This window comes from Bacillus sp. GW823-FHT06A11 (assembly GCF_058795355.1).
In genome coordinates this window covers 410,035-433,218 of record NZ_JBXAHS010000004.1, presented here as the reverse complement: position 1 = coordinate 433,218, position 23,184 = coordinate 410,035, and the positions used below count along the sequence as shown (strand labels likewise).

The 23,184-nt window shown below is 35.1% G+C and carries 21 protein-coding genes, 1 riboswitch and 1 other annotated feature; of the genes, 5 read left to right on the top strand and 16 right to left on the bottom strand.

Annotated features, from left to right (window positions below):
- Positions 1 to 27: 27 nt before the first annotated feature.
- From AC1Q8L_RS21385 to AC1Q8L_RS21370, 4 genes are all read right to left on the bottom strand, one after another.
- Positions 28 to 3,216 carry a putative mucin/carbohydrate-binding domain-containing protein gene (locus AC1Q8L_RS21385; RefSeq protein WP_000038373.1) on the bottom strand — a complete coding sequence of 1,063 codons (3,189 nt, stop codon included), beginning with the start codon at positions 3,214 to 3,216 and terminating at the stop codon, positions 28 to 30.
- Positions 3,217 to 3,788: 572 nt separating this feature from the next.
- Complete coding sequence (locus tag AC1Q8L_RS21380; RefSeq protein WP_001022533.1) at positions 3,789 to 4,712, bottom strand: thioester domain-containing protein; 924 nt, start codon at positions 4,710 to 4,712, stop codon at positions 3,789 to 3,791.
- A gap of 112 nt (positions 4,713 to 4,824) precedes the next feature.
- The gene (locus tag AC1Q8L_RS21375; RefSeq protein ID WP_000793562.1) at positions 4,825 to 5,664 is read right to left on the bottom strand and encodes an aldo/keto reductase; all 840 of its coding nucleotides are present in this window, start codon (positions 5,662 to 5,664) and stop codon (positions 4,825 to 4,827) included.
- Positions 5,665 to 5,680: 16 nt separating this feature from the next.
- Entirely contained in the window at positions 5,681 to 6,844 is a 1,164-nt protein-coding gene (locus AC1Q8L_RS21370) for an MFS transporter (protein ID WP_168410432.1), read from the bottom strand.
- Between the two features lie 373 nt (positions 6,845 to 7,217).
- On the opposite strand from AC1Q8L_RS21370, the gene AC1Q8L_RS21365 reads away from it, so the two are divergent.
- The 3 genes from AC1Q8L_RS21365 (at position 7,218) to AC1Q8L_RS21355 (ending at position 9,661) form a co-directional block, all read left to right on the top strand.
- Entirely contained in the window at positions 7,218 to 7,562 is a 345-nt protein-coding gene (locus AC1Q8L_RS21365) for a winged helix-turn-helix transcriptional regulator (protein WP_000760481.1), read from the top strand.
- Positions 7,563 to 7,997: 435 nt separating this feature from the next.
- Entirely contained in the window at positions 7,998 to 8,438 is a 441-nt protein-coding gene (locus AC1Q8L_RS21360; RefSeq protein WP_001115309.1) for a DUF1641 domain-containing protein, read from the top strand.
- A 44-nt stretch (positions 8,439 to 8,482) separates the two neighbouring features.
- Positions 8,483 to 9,661, top strand: coding sequence for an NAD(P)/FAD-dependent oxidoreductase (locus AC1Q8L_RS21355; RefSeq protein WP_000043198.1), 1,179 nt, complete (start codon positions 8,483 to 8,485; stop codon positions 9,659 to 9,661).
- A gap of 190 nt (positions 9,662 to 9,851) precedes the next feature.
- Here the strand turns inward: AC1Q8L_RS21355 and tyrS are convergent, their stop codons facing one another.
- The 5 genes from tyrS to AC1Q8L_RS21330 form a co-directional block, all read right to left on the bottom strand.
- A complete protein-coding gene (gene tyrS / locus AC1Q8L_RS21350; RefSeq protein ID WP_001021091.1) occupies positions 9,852 to 11,114 on the bottom strand; it encodes a tyrosine--tRNA ligase in 1,263 nt (420 codons plus the stop codon).
- Between the two features lie 56 nt (positions 11,115 to 11,170).
- Positions 11,171 to 11,386 (bottom strand) — a binding site (T-box leader).
- Positions 11,387 to 11,482: 96 nt separating this feature from the next.
- The gene (murB, locus tag AC1Q8L_RS21345; protein WP_001057106.1) at positions 11,483 to 12,400 is read right to left on the bottom strand and encodes a UDP-N-acetylmuramate dehydrogenase; all 918 of its coding nucleotides are present in this window, start codon (positions 12,398 to 12,400) and stop codon (positions 11,483 to 11,485) included.
- Between the two features lie 383 nt (positions 12,401 to 12,783).
- Positions 12,784 to 13,179 (bottom strand): SET domain-containing protein, encoded by a 396-nt coding sequence (locus tag AC1Q8L_RS21340; RefSeq protein WP_000573651.1) that lies wholly within the window; start codon positions 13,177 to 13,179, stop codon positions 12,784 to 12,786.
- A gap of 196 nt (positions 13,180 to 13,375) precedes the next feature.
- Positions 13,376 to 14,878 carry a DUF4077 domain-containing protein gene (locus AC1Q8L_RS21335; RefSeq protein WP_000455093.1) on the bottom strand — a complete coding sequence of 501 codons (1,503 nt, stop codon included), beginning with the start codon at positions 14,876 to 14,878 and terminating at the stop codon, positions 13,376 to 13,378.
- A 32-nt stretch (positions 14,879 to 14,910) separates the two neighbouring features.
- Entirely contained in the window at positions 14,911 to 15,969 is a 1,059-nt protein-coding gene (locus AC1Q8L_RS21330) for an endonuclease/exonuclease/phosphatase family protein (protein WP_000713106.1), read from the bottom strand.
- A 232-nt stretch (positions 15,970 to 16,201) separates the two neighbouring features.
- Positions 16,202 to 16,261, top strand: a riboswitch (Fluoride riboswitch).
- A gap of 54 nt (positions 16,262 to 16,315) precedes the next feature.
- On the opposite strand from AC1Q8L_RS21330, the gene crcB (AC1Q8L_RS21325) reads away from it, so the two are divergent.
- Entirely contained in the window at positions 16,316 to 16,720 is a 405-nt protein-coding gene (gene crcB, locus AC1Q8L_RS21325; RefSeq protein WP_000639312.1) for a fluoride efflux transporter CrcB, read from the top strand.
- Complete coding sequence (gene crcB / locus AC1Q8L_RS21320; protein WP_000568579.1) at positions 16,717 to 17,073, top strand: fluoride efflux transporter CrcB; 357 nt, start codon at positions 16,717 to 16,719, stop codon at positions 17,071 to 17,073. The genes crcB (AC1Q8L_RS21325) and crcB (AC1Q8L_RS21320) overlap by 4 nt, the downstream gene beginning before the upstream one ends.
- A gap of 29 nt (positions 17,074 to 17,102) precedes the next feature.
- Here crcB (AC1Q8L_RS21320) and AC1Q8L_RS21315 read toward each other — a convergent pair whose 3' ends face one another.
- The 7 genes from AC1Q8L_RS21315 to AC1Q8L_RS21285 all read right to left on the bottom strand — a co-directional run bounded on the left by AC1Q8L_RS21315 (position 17,103) and on the right by AC1Q8L_RS21285 (position 23,066).
- Positions 17,103 to 17,342, bottom strand: coding sequence for a DUF3947 family protein (locus AC1Q8L_RS21315; protein WP_000980931.1), 240 nt, complete (start codon positions 17,340 to 17,342; stop codon positions 17,103 to 17,105).
- 79 nt (positions 17,343 to 17,421) lie between these two features.
- Positions 17,422 to 17,634, bottom strand: coding sequence for a DUF3955 domain-containing protein (locus tag AC1Q8L_RS21310; protein ID WP_000792612.1), 213 nt, complete (start codon positions 17,632 to 17,634; stop codon positions 17,422 to 17,424).
- Between the two features lie 179 nt (positions 17,635 to 17,813).
- On the bottom strand, positions 17,814 to 19,007 hold the full coding sequence (locus AC1Q8L_RS21305; protein WP_142317984.1) for an MFS transporter: 1,194 nt from the start codon (positions 19,005 to 19,007) through the stop codon (positions 17,814 to 17,816).
- Positions 19,008 to 19,012: 5 nt separating this feature from the next.
- The gene (locus tag AC1Q8L_RS21300) at positions 19,013 to 20,560 is read right to left on the bottom strand and encodes an ABC-F family ATP-binding cassette domain-containing protein (RefSeq protein ID WP_000054875.1); all 1,548 of its coding nucleotides are present in this window, start codon (positions 20,558 to 20,560) and stop codon (positions 19,013 to 19,015) included.
- Positions 20,561 to 20,997: 437 nt separating this feature from the next.
- Positions 20,998 to 21,513: a spermidine N1-acetyltransferase gene (speG, locus tag AC1Q8L_RS21295; RefSeq protein WP_001071095.1), complete on the bottom strand. Its 516-nt coding sequence runs from the start codon at positions 21,511 to 21,513 to the stop codon at positions 20,998 to 21,000.
- A 142-nt stretch (positions 21,514 to 21,655) separates the two neighbouring features.
- The gene (gene psiE / locus AC1Q8L_RS21290; RefSeq protein ID WP_000834708.1) at positions 21,656 to 22,060 is read right to left on the bottom strand and encodes a phosphate-starvation-inducible protein PsiE; all 405 of its coding nucleotides are present in this window, start codon (positions 22,058 to 22,060) and stop codon (positions 21,656 to 21,658) included.
- Between the two features lie 49 nt (positions 22,061 to 22,109).
- The gene (locus tag AC1Q8L_RS21285) at positions 22,110 to 23,066 is read right to left on the bottom strand and encodes a nuclease-related domain-containing protein (RefSeq protein ID WP_098311970.1); all 957 of its coding nucleotides are present in this window, start codon (positions 23,064 to 23,066) and stop codon (positions 22,110 to 22,112) included.
- Positions 23,067 to 23,184 lie beyond the last annotated feature (118 nt).

The following is a 23,184-nucleotide window of genomic DNA, read 5'->3' as shown; positions in this document are numbered from 1 at the left end:
ACATTATGTTTTACGAGCTTTTTCTTATTATTGCACTTGCTCTAATCCATTTTGAGTAATCTTAAAGAATATTTCTTGCCCCTTCATCGCATCCTCTTTTTTAACTAACTCATTCTTTTTGTACCAATTCAAACGACTCGGTTCCGCATGGTATACTTTCAGCACATCTCCATACTCAAATGCCGTTCCATTTACTTGCCCAGCAAAATTCTTTGAAGTCTCTTGTCCTTCTGCCGTTACATGCTTTTTCTCATTTCCATTTTGATCATAAATCGTAAGGCCTATATACTGCTCATTTACAAAGCGATAATGAATCTCCTCATTTGTAAATGTTGCATGTAATTTCTTTTCAGCGTGGTTTAACGTAACAATTGAACGTGTTACATTCGACACACCTTGATATACTATGCTATCTCCATATGTAACTTCCACAGATACTTCTGTCACTTTCTTATTCCCAAAGCGATCTTTCGTTTCCACTTTTACTTTTTGTTCACCGATTTTTGTCGTAATTGGTTTTTCTACAAATCCAATTACTTCTCCATCTTTCACTTGAACAAAATCTTTTGCTTCTAATTTTTCAACGTAAGTTCCAATAACTACTTTTTGTGGTACTGCTGTTACTTCTTGCAACATATCCATTTTCTCGAAACCTTTTTCTGTCACTTTGAAGAATAGTTCTTTTGTTCCTTTTTTCTTACCTTGACCAGTAAGAGTATTATTTTGATACCATTTCAAACGATCTGGTTCTGCATGGAATACTTTCACTACATCTCCATACTCAAACTGCGTACCATTCACTTGTTCTGCAAAGTTTTTTGAAGTTTCTTGTCCTTCTGCTGTTACACGTTTTTTCTCTTTTCCTTCTCCATCATATAACGTGATTCCCATGTATAGCTCTTTATTAAAATACTTATGAATCTGGCTATTCATATCAGTCACATGGAATTTCTTCTCATCATGCTTTAACGTTACCACTGAAGCAATATCATTGTTATATCCTGCATATGCAATGCTATCTCCATAAACCACTTCTAATGGTACTTCTGTTACTTGGTTATTTCCAAAACGATCTTTCGTTTCTACTTTGGCTGTTTGTTTTCCGATTTTCGTTGTAGTTGGCTTTTCTACAAAGCCAATTACCTCTCCGTCTTTCACTTCAACAAAGTTTTTCGCTTCTAGCTTTTCTACTTCTGTTCCGACTACTACTGTTTGTGGCTTTGCTGTTACTTCTTGCAATGTTTTTAATCTCTCAAATCCATTTTCAGTAATTTTGAAGAATAATTCTTTTATTTCTTTATTTTTTCCTTCTCCCACATATAAACCCTTTTGATACCAATGTAAGCGTGAAGATTCTGCATGATATACTTTCACCACATCTCCATATTCAAATGCTAATCCATTTACTTCCTTGGCAAAAGCTTCTGTATTCTCCAACCCTTTTACCGCTATATTTTTCTTCTTTTTTCCCTCTTTATCGTACAGTGTAAATTCAAAATACTTCTCATCTTGAAAATAATCGTGAATTAAATTTTTTGTATCTGTTGCACTAAATTTTTTTGTACCATGGTGTAGAGTTACGGTTGACTTCAAGTCTCCCTCCCCGGTATATTTCAATCCATATACAAGTAGGCTATCCCCATATCCAACATTCACTACAACTGGAATGAAATTCTTATTTCCTTTTCCATCTACAATTTCTACTTTTAAAGTTTTTTCTCCAACTTCAGGCTTATCTTGCATAATCACACCTGTTGTCTTTACACCTTCTCCTAAATTCTGTACAAGTTCCTTTGCTTTTTTCTCATCATGTGTAGTACCGATTACTACATTTTGTATTTTTTCATTATTTGGCTCGCCATATGGAACTTCATATAACTCAGTTTGTTTTTCACGAATTGGATTGCTATCTGTAGATAACCATATTTCTTTTTCTAATTTTGGTAAATTTAATTTTTCAATCTTTTCTCTCGTAGCATCATTTGCAAATAATCCCCATTTATCAAAGAAAGGAATTAAATTTTGTCCTGCCACTTTTGACGTCATATAAATAAACATCTGCTTTTTCTCTTCATCAGATTTAGGCAGTTCTGTGTCATGTAACAAACGATACATTTGATGTAAATTCGGATAGAATTGTTCCCCATAAGCTAAATGTAACTGCCAAAACATAACTAATTTCTCAAATACATCCATCTTTTCTTGTGCATCTGGTTTACCTAAATAAGCAAATGCAGCTTCATAGCGCCCCTCTTGCTCTAACCTTGTTTTATGCCCGAATGTAGTTTGAACTGCCAAAGAATAAATATTAACGGTTACTTCTCCAAGTCCATCCCATAACCAAGTATTCTGTTGATGTTGATGTCCCACTTCATGCCAAGGCCCCCATCCATCATTAGTTAACTCTTCTAGATTTAGTACTGGCCCTAAATTCCCTTTACTATAAGCTGTTCGATAATAAGTCGCATACATATAATTGTCCGTATACCAGTCTTCAACAAAATGAATGGAATGTTTACCTTGATTCGCAACACCCACACCACCTTTTGATAAACCTGATATCTTATGTTCTATATTAATTATTTCATCGTGTTTCTTTAATAACGCAGCTGGATCTTCTTGTTTTAAATGCTCCGCTACAGTCTCAGGATGCATAGTTAATAAACTATTTTCTCCCTTCATTTCTATTGCATATGGATCAGGATTCTCTGCCAACATACGTTTCCAATCTTTTGTCGTATGCTTTCCTAAAATAAATAAAGGATTTGTTGTACCACCTTTTTTCACTTTAGCGACTACTTCTCCTGTGTTGTGATAATTATAAAAGTATAATAGTCCCCCATTTGAAGAAGAAATTTTATTCTCACCAGGATTTAAATTGAATTGTTTAGGTTCTTCTTTTTCATAAGAATATGTACCAATATAAGCTTTAATCTGTTGAGTCCCTTCTACTTGAATAACTACTTCTTCACCCGGCTTTACATAAATGCCCGTTGGTTCATAAGGAGAAAAACTCATTCGACGCTGATGCAACTCACGCATCTCTTCTACATTACCTTTTGGCAGCAATTGATACACTCGCTCTTCTTGCTCTTTCTCCTTATCTTCCATCGTCATCTCTGCATACACCTTAGGTACTTCAAGTCCATATGGCGTTAATAACGTAACTAAACAAGCACCAGCTACTAATACCCTACTCGTCTTTTTCTTCGACATAATCTGTGTCCCCTGTTCCTTTATTTAAAGAAACTACCCTATATATTCGTTTAATAAGAAATCCTATTATTTTTATAAAAACATGTAATGAATAGGCTAACACTTCGCGCACCTATATCAATTGCTACCGCATTTCTTCCTATGTATTCGCTTTCTTATATTATAAAATTTTGATGTACTGTATCCTCCTCACTTCTTTCCTCGTGTGATGAGTTCTCTTTCTACATAAAAAGGGTATAGTAAATGATATATTTTAGTCTTGTCATCTATACATCTAAAAATAAAAACAACAATATTATCTTATATTTTCTTCATATATGACCATCTATAGGTAGTTTTTCCAAATGAATTGTACACGCTTTACACTTTGTTTGATAGACTTTTCAATTAGAATAATGTTACAATTTTGTGAATTAAATCTATTAATCGTTACGTTTAGATTTTATTATATTTTGTTATTTCTAAATAGTTTTCCTATCATTAAAACAGCGTTTTATATAGCAAATAATTATTTTGATATAACTTTAAAACTCATATATAAAAAGCATTGGTTAACACCAATGCTTTCATCCTTACCTTTTATATTGATTCGGTTTATGCGGTTCATTTGGAGTATATGGCTTATTTGGTTTATTTGGAGCCTCAGCCTTTTTCCAACTTACCGCTAACTCTGGACTTGTTTTTTCTTCACTACGCTCAAGTAATACTACTGCATTTTGAATAGTCGGTGTACCTTTATGCGCAATTCCTTGTAGTTTCGTTAAATTTCCTGATACTTTAAAGCTAAATCCACCAGCTGGCGTTTGTTTCGGAATTAAAATGCGGAACTTCTCTCCTACATTAAATTCTGTTTTTGTTTCGCCTTTTTCATTTGCAAATTTCACGCCCGCTGGTGCACCTGTTGCTTGCACTTTATACGTTCCGCTTTTTGCATTTGTTTCTACCGTATATAAACCTGTTTCAAAGAAATCATTTTTTAATACTGCTTCTTGTTCTTCTGTAGGAGTTACACTCATCGTAATTTCTTGTAGCTCTTCGCTAGCATTTGCTTTTGCAACGATATCTTTTGTTACTTTCTCTACATTTTTATTTCGGAAATCTAAATCATTAACATCAATTTGTTTTAACGCATTCCATACTGCAAGCTGCGTTGCGTAATGCGCCTCTCTCCAATCAGATACTCCTAATTCTTGTGGGCTCTTTTGTGGATATCCATTCAACAGTACACGGTACACATTAATATCCACTTTACCCATTTCTGGTAAATCTTGACCACTCGGAGATTTTAAATCTACATTTAAGCAAAATGCAATTTTTCCATCTGCCGTTTTAATAAGTTCTGTTCGAATTGGTTTCTTCTTTGACTTACTATAACTCCAATTCATTTCATACTTTGTATGATCCATAACTTCTGCGAATGCTTTTTGAAGTGGGAATAATACAAATAAGACACTTAAAAACATAGCTAAAAGTTTGAACGATTGCTTTATATTCATGTTTACAGCCCCTTAATAACAAACTTAATACTAAGTAGTATTTAATTAGAAAATATTTTTATGCAAAAAAAAGAGCGCATAAAAGCACTCTTTTTTCTTTCTTACTTTAATCTTAGAAATCGAAGTTATCAGGATCTGGACCAACGCGGTGATTTTGGTTTAACGCATCGATTTTTTCCATGTCTTCTTTTGTTAATTCAAAGTTAAATACATCAGCATTTGCAATAATGCGGTGTTCTTTCGTTGATTTTGGAATTGTAATTACTCCGTTTTGAAGATCCCAACGTAAAATTACTTGTGCTGTTGTTTTACCATGTTTCTCAGCAATTTCTTGTAATGTTTCATTATCTAATAATTGACCTTGCATTAGTGGTGACCATGCTTCCATTTGAATACCTTGTTCTTTACAGAAAGCTTGTAGTTCTTTTTGTGTTAAACGAGGGTGGTATTCTACTTGGTTAATCATTGGCTTAATTTCTGCATCTTTCATTACATCTTGTAAGTGATGAATTTGGAAGTTACTTACACCAATTGCACGTACACGCTCTTCTTTATAAAGTGTTTCTAGCGCTCTCCACGTATCTTTATATTTTCCTTCTACAGGCCAGTGAACAAGATATAGGTCTAAATAATCTAGTTCTAATTTCTTTAAGCTCTCTTCGTATGCAGCAATTGTTTCTTCGTATCCTTGATCTGCGTTCCATACTTTTGAAGTGATGAATAATTCTCCTCTTGAAATACCAGTCGCTTCAATACCTGCACGGATTCCTTCACCTACAGCTTTTTCATTTCCGTAAATTGCAGCTGTATCGATGCTACGGTATCCTGCTTTAATCGCTGATTTTACAGCTTCTACAAGTTCTGGTCCTTCTTCTACTTTAAATACACCTAAACCGAACCAAGGCATTTCTACACCATTATTTAATACTGTTTTACTTTGTAAGTTCTTCATTTTATTTTCTCTCCTTTTATTTTACTTGATCTCTTTTTTCTAATGTCATGCTCCATGCTGTTAAAATCACGGCACCTACTACCATAAGACCGCCTACCCAAGCAGTATGGATTAATCCTAACGAATTCGTTACAAGGCCACCTATATAAGAACCTAAAGCGATCCCTCCGTTAAATGCGGCAATATTAATTGCTGAAGCAACATCAACCGCACTTGGAACAAAGCGCTCTGCCAATATAACTACATATACTTGTAGCCCTGGAACATTCATAAATGCGAATAGTCCCATGAAAATAATTGTGATTAATCCAGCTACTTTAAATGGCGCTGTAAATGTTAAAACAAATAATATGATCGCTTGAATAAAGAACATGTAAAATAGCGCTCGAATCGGATTATGATTCGATAATTTCCCGCCAACCATATTCCCTATCGCAATGGCGATTCCGTACACTAATAAAATGATAGTAACGGTACTTGCTTCAAATCCTGTTACTTCTTGTAATAGGGGTGATAAATACGTAAATGTTACGAATGTACCACCGTATCCAAGTGCAGTAATAATGAAAACAAGTAATAGTCTTCCATTTTTAATTAATTTAAATTGATCACGAAACGATACAGGTACCCCATTTTTTAAATTAGATGGGACGAGTATACTGTTTGCGATGAAAGCAATAATTCCAATTACGACAATCGCCATAAATGACGCTCTCCAGCCAAACTCTTGACCGATAAATGTTCCAATTGGCACACCAGTAATAGTCGCAACTGTTAATCCAGTAAACATAATCGCAATTGCGCTAGCACGTTTATTCTCTGGTACGATTGCAGCTGCAATTGTAGATCCAATTGACATAAACACACCATGTGCAAACGCAGATACAATTCTTGCGATAATTAATACAGTGAAGCTTGTTGCTACCGCCGCAATGCCATTACCAATAATGAAAATAACCATAATCCACATTAATAATGTCTTTCGCGACATACTAGCCGTTAACGCTGTTAAAACAGGAGCTCCTACCGCTGCTCCTAACGCATATAAGGAAACCGTTAAACCGGCTGTTGTAACCGAAACATTTAAATCTTTTGAAATAGATGGTAGTAAACCGACACTAATAAACTCGGTCGTACCAATCCCAAACGCACTAATTGCTAGCGCTAATAAAGCAAACATACTTCTTCGATTCGTCTGAGCTTCCGAAGATGGTACTGTATATGAACTCAATTGAATTCCTCCTTATTACAAGAAATCCAATCATAATAGTATGATAAAAAGGCCCTTTTATCTTCTAAAAAATATATTTCATACTTACAAATGCTATTATGAATGGTTTCATTCCTTTTTTGAAGAACGCACTTTAAAGTACGATAGGCACTAAAAAGTAACATAGTCACTTTTTGGTACCGTACTACTCATTTGCCTCTTACATGTGCTATTATGAAACATATTTAACATAATAAAAAGTACGTACTTTAAAGTGCTATAGGTACTAAAAAGTAACATTTGTATTATTAAACTTACTTTACTCAAAAAGGGAGGGGTTCATATGAAGAAATACAATATTCCTGTAGAGGCGACTTTAGAAGTTATCGGCGGCAAATGGAAAGTTGTTATTCTTTGTCACTTAACGAAAGGTACAAAGAGAACGAGTGAATTAAAACGCTCAATGCCTGGTATTACACAAAAAATGTTAACGCAGCAATTACGTGAATTAGAAGACGACGGGGTCATTCAAAGAAAAGTATACAACCAAGTCCCACCGAAAGTAGAATATTCTCTTACCGACTACGGTTGGTCTTTAGAATCCATTCTTGACTCTCTTTGTTCTTGGGGCGAATGCCATCTTGAAAAAGAAGGTAACACATCGATGCTAATTGCAGAAGGTGAATAATAGGAAAAAGGAAAAAACGAACATGAATTTGTTCGTTTTTTCCTTTTTTTCTATATATATATGTACATTTCTAACTGAAACAAAATATTTTATACGCTTTCATACCTTGTCAGCACTACGTTATACACTCAATATCAAATAATTAGGAATCATTTTTATGTTAACATAGGTGTATATAGTATATAATATAGGATATATATTATATACACTTTCCGGTAACGGAGCTTTTCCATTATGCGGACAAGCCATATATCGGACAGTTCATAAATAATAAGTAAGACGTTATGGTTTTAGATTTATGTTTGCAGCTTACTTGCTGTCATAAATTTAAAGGCATTTTATTGTGTTTTGTGAAACTTTGCATAAAGTTTCGTAAACGTTTACTATCTTACTTATAAAAAATAAGAGTATTGCTATCGTAAAGGAGAATTGGAGATGCCAGAAACTATGACTCAAACAAAGCCAGAACAAGAAACTGTACAAATTTCTGCTAGCCAAGGACAACTTGATGTACTTGATCAGTTGTTAAAACCTGAGGTACAAGAATCATTAACAACACTAGTAGAACAGCTTCCAAAATTAACTGAGCTTGTTAACATTTTAACTAAGTCTTATGACTTCGCTCAAACTGTTGCTACTGATGAAGTATTAAAAAGCGACACTGTTGGTGCAATTACAGAGCTTGTAGAACCTGTAAAAGATACAGTGAAAAGCATGGCTGCAACTGCAATCGAAGCGAAAGATCGTGCTGACGAAAGCAACGAAGTTATCGGCCTATTCGGTCTGTTAAAATTACTAAAAGATCCACAAGCACAAAAAATGTTCCGCTTTGTGAACGCATATCTTCAAATTAGTGCAGAACGTAACAATAAATAATTTAACTTATAACAACAATTAGTAAAGACGGGGGATATCATACTATGTCAAAACAAATTGTCATCTTAGGCGCTGGTTATGGCGGTCTTCTTGCCGCTTTAAACGTACGTAAATATTACAGCAAATCAGAAGCACAAGTTACAGTGATTAACCAATACCCAACACACCAAATCATCACTGAATTACACCGCCTAGCAGCTGGTAACGTGTCTGAGCAAGCAATTGCAATGCCACTTACAAAGCTTTTCAAAGGTAAAGATATCGATCTTAAAATTGCAACAGTTGAGTCATTCTCAGTTGATAGCAAAGAAATCAAACTAGCTGGTGGCACTACTTTATCTTACGATGCACTTGTAGTTGCTTTAGGAAGTAAAACTGCTTACTTCGGTATTCCAGGACTAGAAGAAAACAGCATGGTATTAAAATCTGCTGCTGATGCAAACAAAATCTACAAACACGTTGAAGACCGTATTCGTGAATACGCGAAAACGAAAAACGAAGCTGATGCTACAATCGTAATCGGTGGTGGCGGATTAACTGGCGTTGAGCTAGTTGGTGAGCTTGCTGACATTATGCCTAAACTTGCAAAAAGCCACGGCGTAAATCCAAAAGAAGTTAAACTTCTTCTTGTTGAAGCAGGTCCAAAAATCCTTCCAGTATTACCAGACCACTTAATCGAACGTGCAACTACTAGCCTAGAAGCACGCGGCGTTACATTCTTAACTGGTCTTCCTGTAACAAACGTTGCTGGCAATGAAATCGACTTAAAAGACGGTCAAAAACTTGTTGCTAACACATTCGTTTGGACAGGCGGCGTACAAGGTAACCCATTAATCGGTGAATCAGGTCTTGAAGTTAACCGTGGACGTGCAACAGTTGATGCATACCTACAATCTACTTCTCACAAAGACGTATTCGTTGCTGGAGACAGCGCAGTTGTCTTCGCTCCAGACGGACGTCCATACCCACCAACTGCACAAATCGCTTGGCAAATGGGTGAGTTAATTGGATACAACTTATACGCAGCACTAGAAGGCAAAGCATTCGAAGAGTTCGCACCTGTAAACTCTGGAACACTTGCTAGTCTAGGACGTAAAGATGCGGTTGCTACAATTGGAGCAAGCAATACTCCACTTAAAGGCTTACCAGCATCATTAATGAAAGAAGCAAGTAACGTTCGTTACTTATCACACATTAAAGGTCTATTCAGCTTAGCTTACTAATCTGAATATAAGCCCGAATCATGCCCAGCATGGTTCGGGCTATTTTTATCCGTAATTTTCTCTAACTTATTTATTCGGCAGAAGAATAATATAACCCTTTTAATTATCTAAATTTACTGATTATTTTATGTCCAAATTGTGTATACGAAAAGATGGAAGTATTCTTCCTACTCCCATCCTTTCACACAAACTATTTGCCTAACTTCACAAGGCTGTAGTTCTTCTTCCCTTTACGAATAATAATAAATCTTCCATCAAATGAATTTTCTACAGTAACATCCGTACCCACATCTGTTACTTTCTCACCATTCATAGAAATCGCACCATTATTAATGTCTTCGCGTGCTTGGCGTCTAGATGGTTCAATTCCTAAATCGACTAGCCACTCTACGATGTTTTTCGTCTCTTTTGAAGACTGGAACGTTGGCATTTCTTTAAAGCCTTGTTCAATTTCATCAGCTGTTAACGATTTAATATCCCCGCTAAATAACGCTGCTGTAATCTTCTCAGCTTGTAATAATGCCTCTTCTCCATGAACGAATTTCGTCATTTCTTCCGCTAACACTTTTTGCGCTTCACGTTTATGAGGTTCCGCTTCTACCTTCGCTGCTAATTCATCAATACGCTCTTTCGTTAAGAACGTAAAGTATTTCAAGTATTTAATTACGTCACGGTCATCTGTATTTACCCAGAACTGGTAAAATTCAAACGGTGTCGTTTTTTCGGGATCAAGCCAAACCGCACCACCTGCTGATTTACCAAACTTCGTACCGTCCGATTTTAATAATAACGGAATCGTTAATCCGAATACTTTCGCCTCATGACCTTCTAACTTACGAATTAAATCTAAACCACTCGTAATATTTCCCCATTGGTCACTACCACCAATTTGAAGTTGAACATCCTCTTTCGTGTATAAATGATGGAAATCCATTGCTTGCAAAATTTGGTATGTGAATTCTGTGAAAGAAATACCTGTATCTAAACGGCTTGCTACAATATCCTTCGCTAACATGCTATTGATGCTAAAGTTTTTCCCGTAATCACGTAAAAACTCAATAATATTTATTTCATGTGTCCAATCATAGTTATTTACCATCTTCACTTCGCTATTTCCGCCAAAATCAAATAGCTTTTTCATTTGCGCTGTTAACGCATCTACATTATGCTGAACCACTTCTAACGTTTGAAGTTGACGCTCCGATTGTCGTCCACTCGGATCACCAATTGTTCCTGTTGCCCCGCCAATTAAAATAACAGGATGATGGCCAGCTAATTGGAATCTCTTCATCATCATAAACGGAATCAAATGTCCGATATGCATACTATCACCAGTCGGATCAACTCCGCAGTATAGTGAAATCTTTTTCTCTTCTACTAGCTTACGTAAGCCTTCTTCGTCAGTCTGCTGATTAACGGCGCCACGCCATTCTAATTCATCAATAATATTCATTTTTTGTCATCCCCTTTATTTTTTAAAAACAAAAAAGCCCCTATGTCTACGATAGACATAGGGACGATTATTCACCGTGTTACCACCCAGTTTGCATAAATAGCATAGCTACTCATACCACTCTTAGCAATAATATCGATTGCTAGTCCGCTTAGCATTACCTAAGATACTCCAGAGTGTAATTCGCAAGTTTGTTTGTGCTAGGTTCCAGCAACCCCTAGCTCTCTCGTTAACAGTGACAAACTGCTACTGGGCTCTTTCAACGTATGTTATTTGTTAAATTATTAGCATTATATTGAATTGAAAACAAATTGTCAACAATACCCAAATATTATTTTAAAATAATTCATATCTTCATACGTATTTCGTTATTCCTTATCTTCTCCAATAATCCTTACTTCTCGCTCTAACTTCACGCCAAATTTCTCTTCAACTGTCTTTTGTACGAAGTGAATTAAATCGATGTAATCTTGTGCTGTTCCGTTATCAACATTCACCATAAATCCAGCATGTTTTAAAGAAACTTCTACTCCACCAATTCGCTTACCTTGTAGTCCTGAGTCTTGAATCAACTTACCAGCAAAGTTATTTGGTGGACGCTTAAATACGCTACCACAAGAAGGGTATTCTAGAGGCTGTTTTGACTCACGCTTAAACGTTAAATCATCCATTTTTGCTTTAATTTCTTCACGTACACCTTCTTCAAGTTCAAATCTCGCTTCAAGAATAATGTAATGGTTGTTCGCAAATACACTCTTACGATATCCAAATTCAAATGCTTCTTTCGTCAAAGTACGTAGCTCTCCATCACCTGTCATTACGACAGCTTCTGTTAATACAAACGATACTTCACCGCCATATGCACCAGCATTCATATATAATGCTCCGCCAACTGAACCTGGAATACCACAAGCAAACTCAAGACCCGTTAAGTTATGGTCTAAAGCAATACGTGATACATCAATAATTGCTGCGCCACACTGTGCTACAATCGTCGTTCCTGTTACAGTAACACCTGTAATATGAATTAAACTTACTGTAATCCCGCGAATTCCACCATCTTTAATAATGACATTCGATCCATTTCCTAAAAACGTAACTGGAATATTATATTCGTTCGCATATTTGATAACTTCTTGAATTTCATCATAATTTGTAGGCGCAACGAAAACATCTGCTTTTCCGCCAACTTTAATATGCGTATGATTCTTTAACATTTCATCTTGTTTAACATGTCCTTCAGGCAATACCGTACTTAAATATTTATAAACCTCTTGCATATTCATTTTACGATTCCTCTATTTCTATATTCATTTTATCCCGTTATACGGGCCCATAATATCCCCACGTACATGAAAGAACCTAAAGTGGTGGATACAGTGTACCCAAAATCAATTCGAGACACCTATAAACCTCTTAATTTATAAGAGGTGCCACTCATATTAAAATATATATTGCATAATAAAGCAACCCAAATGGACTACTAAACTTGACATGTCATCAGAAAGACAACAATTTGTAAAATATGTGACTTTTTCAAAACACTATCCCTCAGTATCTTACTATACCATACAAAAAGAAAGTGGTATTTTTTTGTACTTTTTACTTTATTTACATCAATGAAAAAAGAGCACATTCCACAGAATGTGCTCTTTCTATACTCATTAAATTATTTTTCGTTCTCTTCTTTTTCCTTATCAAACCATAATAGCTCATCGTCATCCACTTCACCATTATAATTGATTAAAATTTCTTCTCCCGCTTTTATATCCTTATACGCGAAGAAGTTAAAAGTATGATTCTCGAAGACAATTTCATACGTTGCATTCGGATTATATGCATGATTAAATAACATGCCGTATCCTAACAGGAATGCCGTATGATTTACCCCATACTCAAATGCGTAGTCAGCAAGTAACGTTTTTTCAATGTGTTCATGCTGTTCATTCGGATAAGAGATAACTGGTGCTGAGTGAATCAACTCACCCTTTTTAATATCACGAGTTGCAAATACACCTCTATTAAATTCTCCATCACTAAGTTCAGAAGTCTTAACTTCAATCATATTCGTCACCTATATAATTCTTTCTTTGAAGTATTTTATCCCGCTATTTGCGAGGTTCAACTAATAATCAGTAGGTATTAGTCTCACTTTATCTCCTTAAGCTTGGCAGAAAACGCGCAGAAAAGCAATTAAATTACTATCAAGTATTTATTTAAATGAAAAAAGAGCACACATGGTGTGCCCTTTTCAAGAAATATTACTTTTCTAGAATATCTTCTAGTAACTTCACTTGCTCGCTAACAGTATGTAACGTCTTCACCGATATATCATTTCGATGTTTTTCTTCTTCCACACTCGCTAGCACTTCTTCTGTAGCTGTAGAAGTTTGCTGAATTACGTTAGAAGCATGCGTAACATCCTTTACAATATTCGTCGTTTTAACTTGGAAACTTTCTTGATGAACAACAACCTCTCGCATTACTTTATTAATCGCATCAATAAACTTCCCTAAATCAGTTACGTTTGTTAAAACGCTTGCTAACATTTCGTTACACTCTTCTTGTACTCTTTCTGACTTCTCTACCTGCACTTCTACCTTACTTGCTTGATTACTAAACTCCTTCAAAATCCCTTGAATTCTTCCCGCAGAACGATTTGATTCTTCAGCAAGCTTTAACACTTCACTCGCTACAATAGCAAAACCTTTTCCATGCTCGCCTGCCCTGGCAGCTTCAATATTTGCATTTAAAGCTAGCAAACTCGTCTGACTTGAAATATTCGTTATTACATCTACAATTTCATTAATTTGTTTCGATTGCATCATTAAATCTCTAAATATAATTCCAGACTGTGAAACAACATCATTTAAACTTCTCATGTTAGCTTCAAAATTTCTTAAAGTATGTACGCTACCCTTTGAAATTTCTAAACTTTTATCCACACGAGCCGATGCAGTTCTTACTTGAGATATAATTTGTTCAATATTTCCCTCCATATCATTCAATACTTCTACCGAACGATACATCATTTCTGATTGTGATTGCGTACCAACTGCTACCTCTTCAAAGGCAAAATTAATTTCACTCATCGATTCCATCGACGTGTTCATATTTTGTCTTAAATGATTGAAATTACTATCTAGTTTCACAACTGTTTCTTCAATAAGTCTTTGCGTCTCTTCTAACTCCTGAGCTTTTCTCATTACTTCTTGCTTCTCATCACTTAAACGAAGGAGCAGATTAGAACCGATTTTCGTGACGCCCCACATAGCGATTGTTACAATCGCTAACAAACTTGCGAAATTAGCAGCTTCAGATGAGGCTGTATAAGCAAAAAATTGCTCCGGCCAATAGCTACAAAGGATAAATGTGATTACAACAGCTACCCCGCCAAGAATTAAAATGAGGCGCTCACTTAAGTAAATAAGTGAAACAGCTAATGTAAAATAGACCATTTGAAATACAGCCGGGCTTTCATTAAAAGCTTGTACCATAATGTAAGACATTGTAAGCAACATAAATGTCATGATATATTTATACGCTGATTCCATACTTTTTATAAAAGTAAAAAGCGTTCCAAATACAACGACAGAAATACCACAGATCCAAAACGCCATTGCTCTCTCTGTAAAAATATATCCATAATACCCAATCGCGATTATCCCAAGGAAGAAACTACAAATCGTTATAAACAGTAATAAATGATTTTTCTGTGATTCTTTCTCAAGGTTAGAAAAACAAGTCCTCTTTAACCACTCCATATGAAGCCCCACCTTCTACTTATACATATCAATTACTTCAGTTTAAATACCGCACTTACTGGGTTATGATCGCTATTTTCAAACTTTAAATCTTTCCCTTGTACATTTACAATCTCTACATTCGGTGAAACGATAAAGCCATCAATAATAGTGACGAAATTTTCACCTTCTACATATTTCTTTACATCATCTCTCACAGTCATAACAGACGGATCTACAGCCCACTTAAAGCCACCGTCTGTAAAGTCCTTCGGTAACTCTACTAACCACTCAGGACGCTCTTTCACGAACTTCGGATCACTTAATTGAGCGTTTGAAACTAATTGATTCCAATCTCCGCCCATTATTACGTAATCACCATTTTCATAATGCTTGTTCATATATTCTTTTAAGTACTCTACTTGCTGTTTTCTAATTTTCCCGCCTTCATCATAAGCAGACAAATGTAAATTTACGAGTCTAACATGTTTCCCATTATTAACAGGGATTTTATATTCCACAATTGCTCGATCTAAATCAAACAAACGCTTTGGCCAAGGCTCCATTCCAGGAAGCTGGAACCTCTTCGCTTCTTGAACAGTGTATTTAGAAAACGTACTTAATCCAGCCTCCGCATATCCCATTGGATTTGTTATTGGCACTGGAACCCATTTCGTATCGTAGTTCTTGCCAAATGACGAAACATAATCAGGTAATCCTTTTTTCAAAAATTCATGTTCATTTACATCAAATGAACGAAGTGACTTTATATCAACTTCTTGTAATAGTGCAAAATCACTATTCTCATTTTGTAAAAACGAAAGCATATTCTTTAAATTAGTTTCCGTTTGCTCTTTACTACTTGAACCAGATCCCTTTCCACCATCCATAAAGAAATCTTGATCCTTATCTAACCCAGCATATCCAATATTAAATGTTGTAACTTTAAATTCATTTCCAGTCGCTAATACGCGCTCCTTATTATTCTCCACCTTCAAGCTTGTAACATCAGCAGGCTGTTCTTTAGTAAGTGTCATATACGCTAGAAATCCTCCTACAATGCCCGCTACTACTAAAACACATATAAATACGATTTTAAAAAATTTCTTCAAATAAATGACTCCTTTTCACGCGAATTTATTTTTCTTTATTTTCAGTCAAATAAAACAAAACGACACACATAAGAAACATTTTATCATAATTAAAACCTTATATCACTATATTTAGTTGATAAGTAATCGATCCCATTTTAATTACTTAAAAAGCCTTCAGACATCAAAAAAAGAAAAGTTACACCCTCCTCCTCACTGGAAATTAAACGGTATATTTAGTACACTATATGTAATAATCATAGGCGATGGAGTTCGCCATAAACGCTGCTTAGCTAATGACTCCTACCAGTATGGATACTGGTAGGAGTCTATTTTTTTGAGCAAGCTATTTAAAGAGGTGAGAAAATTGATTTATATTATCGTTGGCATTGCTGGTATATTAGGAGCTCTTTCTCGTTATTATTTAGGTCTTAATATCAACACATTTTGGCATCATTCATTTCCATTGGCAACATTACTCATTAACTTAATCGGTTGCTTTTTCTTAGCGTGGCTAACTACTTATATCGCTCGGCTAAACATCTTACCTTCAGAGGTTATCACAGGCATCGGAACTGGATTCATCGGTTCCTTTACGACTTTTTCAACATTTAGTGTAGAAACAGTGCAATTGATCAATCATTCTGAGTGGAGCATAGCCTTCTTATATGTATCATGCAGCATACTTGGTGGCCTCATTATGTCTGGCCTTGGCTATACACTTGGAGATTTCTTAATTAAGAAATCTCTTACGGAAGGTGATTACTCATGATAGAAGCTTTATTAGTCGCAACAGGAGGATTTTTCGGTGCGATTACACGATTTGCAATTAGCAATTGGTTTAAGAAAAGAAATAAAACACAATTTCCAATTGCTACATTCCTTATTAATATAACAGGGGCATTTTTACTTGGATATATAATTGGCAACGGAGTCACTACAGGCTGGCAACTATTATTAGGTACTGGATTTATGGGCGCATTCACTACATTTTCTACGTTTAAATTAGAATCTGTTCAGCTTCTCAATCTAAAAAAACCGTACATCTTCCTTTTATATTTAAGTGCTACTTACATAATTGGTATCCTCTTCGCATTCCTTGGAATGAAGCTAGGCGGAATATAAAAAAAGCGACTCTATTGAGTCGCTTTTTTTCATAAGAAATATGTCCCGCCATATGGAATGGAAAATAAACCAGCTGGATGTACATCGTAATGTACAATTTGCATCGGAAGTTGTGAATACGGCATATACTGACTTTGCAACATTTGTGCAAAATATGCTTGTTGTTGCATTTGAATAGCTTGATTCACAGCATGAATTGTCCCCTGTGCCCCAGCCAGTGTAATAGCTGCTCCTACTTGTCTTCCATTATAAAAATGATGGTTCATCATGATTCATCTCACTTATTCTTTTTCTTCCATATGGTATGTTTCTATTTCATAGTAAGTGTTTTGTCCCTATAGGTTGCCCCTATCTATTGCCCTTTTTTAGCTTGGAAGTAATAAATCCAAATAATAATACACCAATACCACTAAGGAACAATACATAACTTATCGGTACTAGGAAAAAGAAAGGTTCTTCAAGGAATCCATCCGCTCCTACTTTACTGTTTGAAGCATGTATAGTTAAAGAAATAATCGCTAAAATCATGAAAGAAATAGCTACTACGTATTTATTTTTCATTTCACATTCTCCTCTACTTATGTAATTCTTCTTAAATCGTTAACATCATATTATCTAAAATAAAATTAACAGTCAATAATTATTTATCGTTTAACAATAAATAATTATTGACTAGACTAATAAAAAAAGGTTTGCGAAGCATCTTAAATTCCTTCACAAACCTTCTAAATTATAAATATTTACACTTCAAACCTCTTGCTTAATACAATATACATTGCGCAAAATAGCACGAATATCCCAGCATAAATTAACAAAATCTCTACACTAAACATATCCGACAACGGACCAAATATTATCATTCCTAAAGGAAGCGCGCATGAATTCGCAATTTGTAAAAGGCTGAACATCCGTCCGTGCATCGATGGTTCTACTTTCTCCTGCAATAACACAGTAACTGGTGTATTGAAGCACGGCATTGTTATACCAATTAAAAAATTAAATACTAAATACATAATAAATATCGGTGCTATTCCGAGTCCAATCATAAGCAGTCCATATAATGCACAAGCTAGCGCTGTTGTATACATACGATTATGAAAGCCACCCCACGCCGCAATCAATACGCCACCAGCTGCCGCACCCGCACTAAAGGTCATCTCACTAGCAGTAAGTCTCCACATTTCGGCCCCGAAAGAACGAGTTACCATTAAAGGTGTTAAAAAAGCAGCTGGACTTATTAAAATCATGACGATAATCAATAAAACGATTAGCCTTTTAATAAATTCATTTTCTTTTAAATAAGAGAATCCTTCTTTAATTCCTTGTAGATTAGATTTTTGCTTATTCTCTGCATTCACATGTCCCTCTACTTGAATGATAAGCATAATACTAATTCCAATCATAGCCGTAATAACATCAATAAAAAATGTTGTTTCAATGCTGGCAATAGAAAGAATCGCAGCACTTGCTGCTGGAGAAAGAAACATAATTAAAGATGTAATACTGCTATTTATTCCATTTACTTTCATAAGATACTCTTTCGGAACGATTTGCGGAATTAATGCATTCACAGCTGGCGTTTGTACTCCTGTTCCAGCTGAACGAATGAGTAACACAATAAAAAGTAACCAAATACTTTTATATCCTGTTAAAAATAAAATTGCTAAAACTAACGTCGCAATCGCTATAATCCCGTCCGATAACATAATCATCTTTTTACGGTCATAACGATCAATCCAAACACCTGCAAACAAAGATATCGCAATTTGTGGTAGGAAACCGCAAACAGTTGAAATAGTCAACATCACTCCTGATGATGTTGTAAGGGTGATATACCATATAATCGCGTATTGCACGAGAGAGGAGCCGAACAACGAAATAGTTTGAGCGGTCAAAAATAATATAATTTTCGTTTTCCAATTGTTTTCACTCATATGTTTCACACCCCCTTAACTAATCCTGTCTCTATATGAAAGATGCTATCTGCCCAATCAAGATAAAAACTCGCTTCGTGAGATACGAGGATAATGCTGCCCTTAAACTTAATTAGCGCCTTTTGCAAAGCTTCCTTCGCTTCTGCATCTAAATGATTTGTCGGCTCATCTAAAATTAAGAAGTTACAAGGTGATAGTAATAATCCGCACAGTTTCACCTTCGATTGTTCACCACCACTTAACGTACGAATTTCTTGCGAAACGTGCGTATCCTTCACTCCACACGCAGCTAAATGATGGCGTATTTCCTTCATATTCAGTTTAGGAAACTGTTCTGAAATAATTTGAAGCGGCGTTAAAGAATCGTTGCTCCAATTTAAATCTTGCTCATAATATCCAATCTTTATTTGCTCTGAAAAGTGAAACTCTCCAGAAATACTAGCAATATTTCCAACGATTGTTTTTAATAAAGTAGATTTCCCTACTCCATTGAAACCTGTAATAACAAGTTTTTGCCCACCCATTACTGAAAAATTCAACTTTGGTAAGAGAGCGAAGTCGTAACCAACTTCAAGGTTATTTACTTCAAGAACTGTCTGAACTGAAATGGGAAGTTCCTGAAAATGAATAGACGGTTTATGAGTAAAACTTGGTGGCGCAATTCTTTCCATACGCTCCAATTGTTTTCTACGACCTTGCGCTATTTTTGAATTCACCCCAGCAATATTTCTACGAATATACTCTTCCGTTTTTTCAATTTTCTTTTGCTGTGCATAATATTGGCGAATATAATCTTTTCGTAAATGCTCCTTTTGTCTTACAAAATCTGAGTATTTACCGTAATACTTCTTAACTGTTCCGAACTCTACATCACATATGCAAGAAGTTACTTTTTCCAGAAAATCAAAATCATGTGACACTACAATAAACGCTCCTTCAAAATTCATTAAATAATTAGCAAGCCACTCCACATGCTCCTTATCAAGAAAATTCGTCGGTTCATCTAGTAATAAAATATTAGGCTCTTCTAATAAGAGCTTCGCTAAAATTACCTTTGCACGCTGCCCTCCGCTTAATTCACCAATAACACGATTCATCCCAATCGCATCAATACCTAAACCGGCTGCCACCTTATTCGTAATACTGTCTACTGAATAAAAATCACGAGCTTCAAGCTGCTCTTGCATTTCAGCTGCTTTTAGTAGTTGATTCTCATCTCCAGTCATCGCACTTTCTTCATATAACTTGTTCATTCTCTTTTCCATTTCATACAAATCATAAAAAGCTCTCTTTAAATATTGTGAAATGGTATAACCCTCATCAATTTCAGCGTATTGATCAAGATGCCCAATTTGAATATTAGGTTGCCACTTTATGTCTCCCTTATCAGAAATAATTTCCCCCACCAATATTTTCATTAATGTGCTTTTCCCTGCACCATTCTGCCCAACAATTCCCATATGCTCCCCTTTATGCAAATCAAAAGAAGCATTCTCGTATAATACTTTATCTATAAAACTATGTGATAAACTTTCAACTTTAAGTAAACTCATTTTTATTCCTCTTTTCCTGAAATTAAAAAAAGCAGAGAGATAGCGTCATTCGACACTAGCCCTCTGCTTCGTGGTTTTTCCTATACTACTCCAATTTACGGTAAAGACTCATCGGAATAATATACACAAAGGGCCATAGACAAAGCATTGTCTATGGCCCCTTAATCTATTTTATACACCAGCTGAAAAACCATAACGAAATAAGCATAGATAAACTATACTTTTTTAGAAAAGTTATTCAGCCGATGAATATAGGGGATTTATACCCCTTGATTAAGCTCCGTACAACGCTTCACCGTATACATTTGTGCGGAGCAAAGTTTTCTAATGAGTTTTACAAATTTTATATAAAGCATATTCTGCACCTTCCTTAATACTTAAAAGGGATTTTAGCATACGGTTTTACGAAGCGTCAACATTACTTCCGAATCTTTCAACTACTTGTTTTCAAAATATTGCTTCTGAAACATACACATTCTTATCGCATTATGATAGTTACCATCAACGAAAAACTCATCGATAAGTTCGCCTTCTACCATAAATCCAACCTTTTTATAAACATGTACTGCTTTTTCATTTTCCTTATCCACAACTAAATATATCTTATGCATATTTAATACAGCGAAAGCATAATCCATTGCTAAACGCGTCGCCTCTACTGCATAACCATATCCTTGATAATTCGGATCAATAATAATTTGGAATTCTGTTCTACGATGAATATAATCAATTTCTACTAACTCAACTAATCCAACCATTTCATTGTCTTTCTCAACGATAAATCGGCGTTCGCTTTGATCATGTATATGTTTATCGTATAAGTCTTGCAGCTCCACAAATGCCTCATATGGCTCTTCAAACCAATACGACATAATATGCGCATTATTATTCAGTTCGTGTACGAACTTTAAATCTTCTCGTTCCAATGGACGTAACTTCAATTCCTGATTCATTCCTATAACCTCCAAGTAAAAGAAACCTCTTCACTTAATTTCTCAATTTTTTTCGATTTCAAACGCCCTAATTTCATTGTAAACTTTCAAGCAACTTGAAGGTCAAGATGTAAAAAAGTAGTGCAAACTTACGTCTGCACTACTACTCTTTTCTCAAATCTCTCATATTCGATATGTATAAAGCAATAACTAAAACAAGAATTGCTCCTGCGTATAATAACGTCTCCATCGGTTCCTCATGAGACACAATAATCAATCGAATTAAGGCCGTAATTCCGATATAAATAAAATAACGTAACGGGAAATGATAATTCGATTTAAAATACTTAATAATTAATGCAATGAACTCGAAGTATAAGAAATAAACGATGATACTTTCAACCAATTTATAAGACGTATACTCTTTTGCCGAAAAAATATACTGCACAAATGTAATTGTCTCATTCACTAAGAAAATTGATAACACAATGGATAATATAATTAAAGCTATATTTAATATCCATTGCAAAACACTAGCTATAACATGATCGATATTAAATGACTTCATACTCTCTTTAGACTCCCCTTCGTATAAGTACTTATTTATTATAGCAAAATTACGATTGGAAAGAAGTTAAATCATATATTCGTCCTTTGTTGTTTCCAGTGTAGGGAAGATTTAGTGTGTGGAGAATTCTGTTTACAACCATACCCGACGAAACATTGAGAAACTCTTTCAAATTACCGTTCGTATATGTCGTACTAATGAGCAATGCATAATCTCGTATAGCATCCACATGTGCCACTTTTGAAAAATCTTTACAACTTGTACAACGCCAACCCTTCTTAACTTTAACCATTGGAATAACTAAGCATTTCTCACATTGTACTCCATTTAGCAACTCCTCTTTTTCTATTTTATATTGCTCAAGTATATTTTGTTGAAGTGGAGAATGCTCCGCTATTATTTGATGAATGAGCCTATCTACATTATCTATAACTTTTCTCTTATATTTACTTTCAAACCACTTTATTTTATGAGGTAAATTGGCACTATGAATAATTGTATGAAGAAGATTGTCATCTGAAGATTTTATAATGGTACGAGGCGAGCTAATAACAACGAGGGACTCAATTGGAAGACTAGAGGAAAATCCATGTGAGTTTAACCATTTCTTTAGTTGTATTTCTTGCCTTTTTATTTGTAAAACCGGATCTGGAAATCCCTCTGAATTTCCTTCTGTTATTCGGATAAGTTGATTAAACTTTGCATCAAACATTAATGTACCTGCTATATTTTTTATCTCAAGAAAAAGAAGAAACTTTGTGGAAAGGATAATAGTATCAATTTGAAAGTATTTATCATAATTACATAAGCGAACATCATGTAAGACACTATACTCTTTCTCAGAAATAAAACTAAGCGGATAATCAATCGCTTGCTCTCCTTTATACCCCGCCATGTGTTTTGCCAAGTTTTCTCCAATTAAATTTCGTTTCGGATGATGTACAGGTAACCTTCTAAGAAGTGCTTCTAACTGTCTTATATAAATCGGCATTTTTCTCTCTTTCACAATCACCTCAAACACCCCTTTACAAATATATCAACGATTTTTTCAATATATCTATCACAACTCACAATATATCAACGATTTTCTCAATATATCTATCACAACTCACAATATATCAACG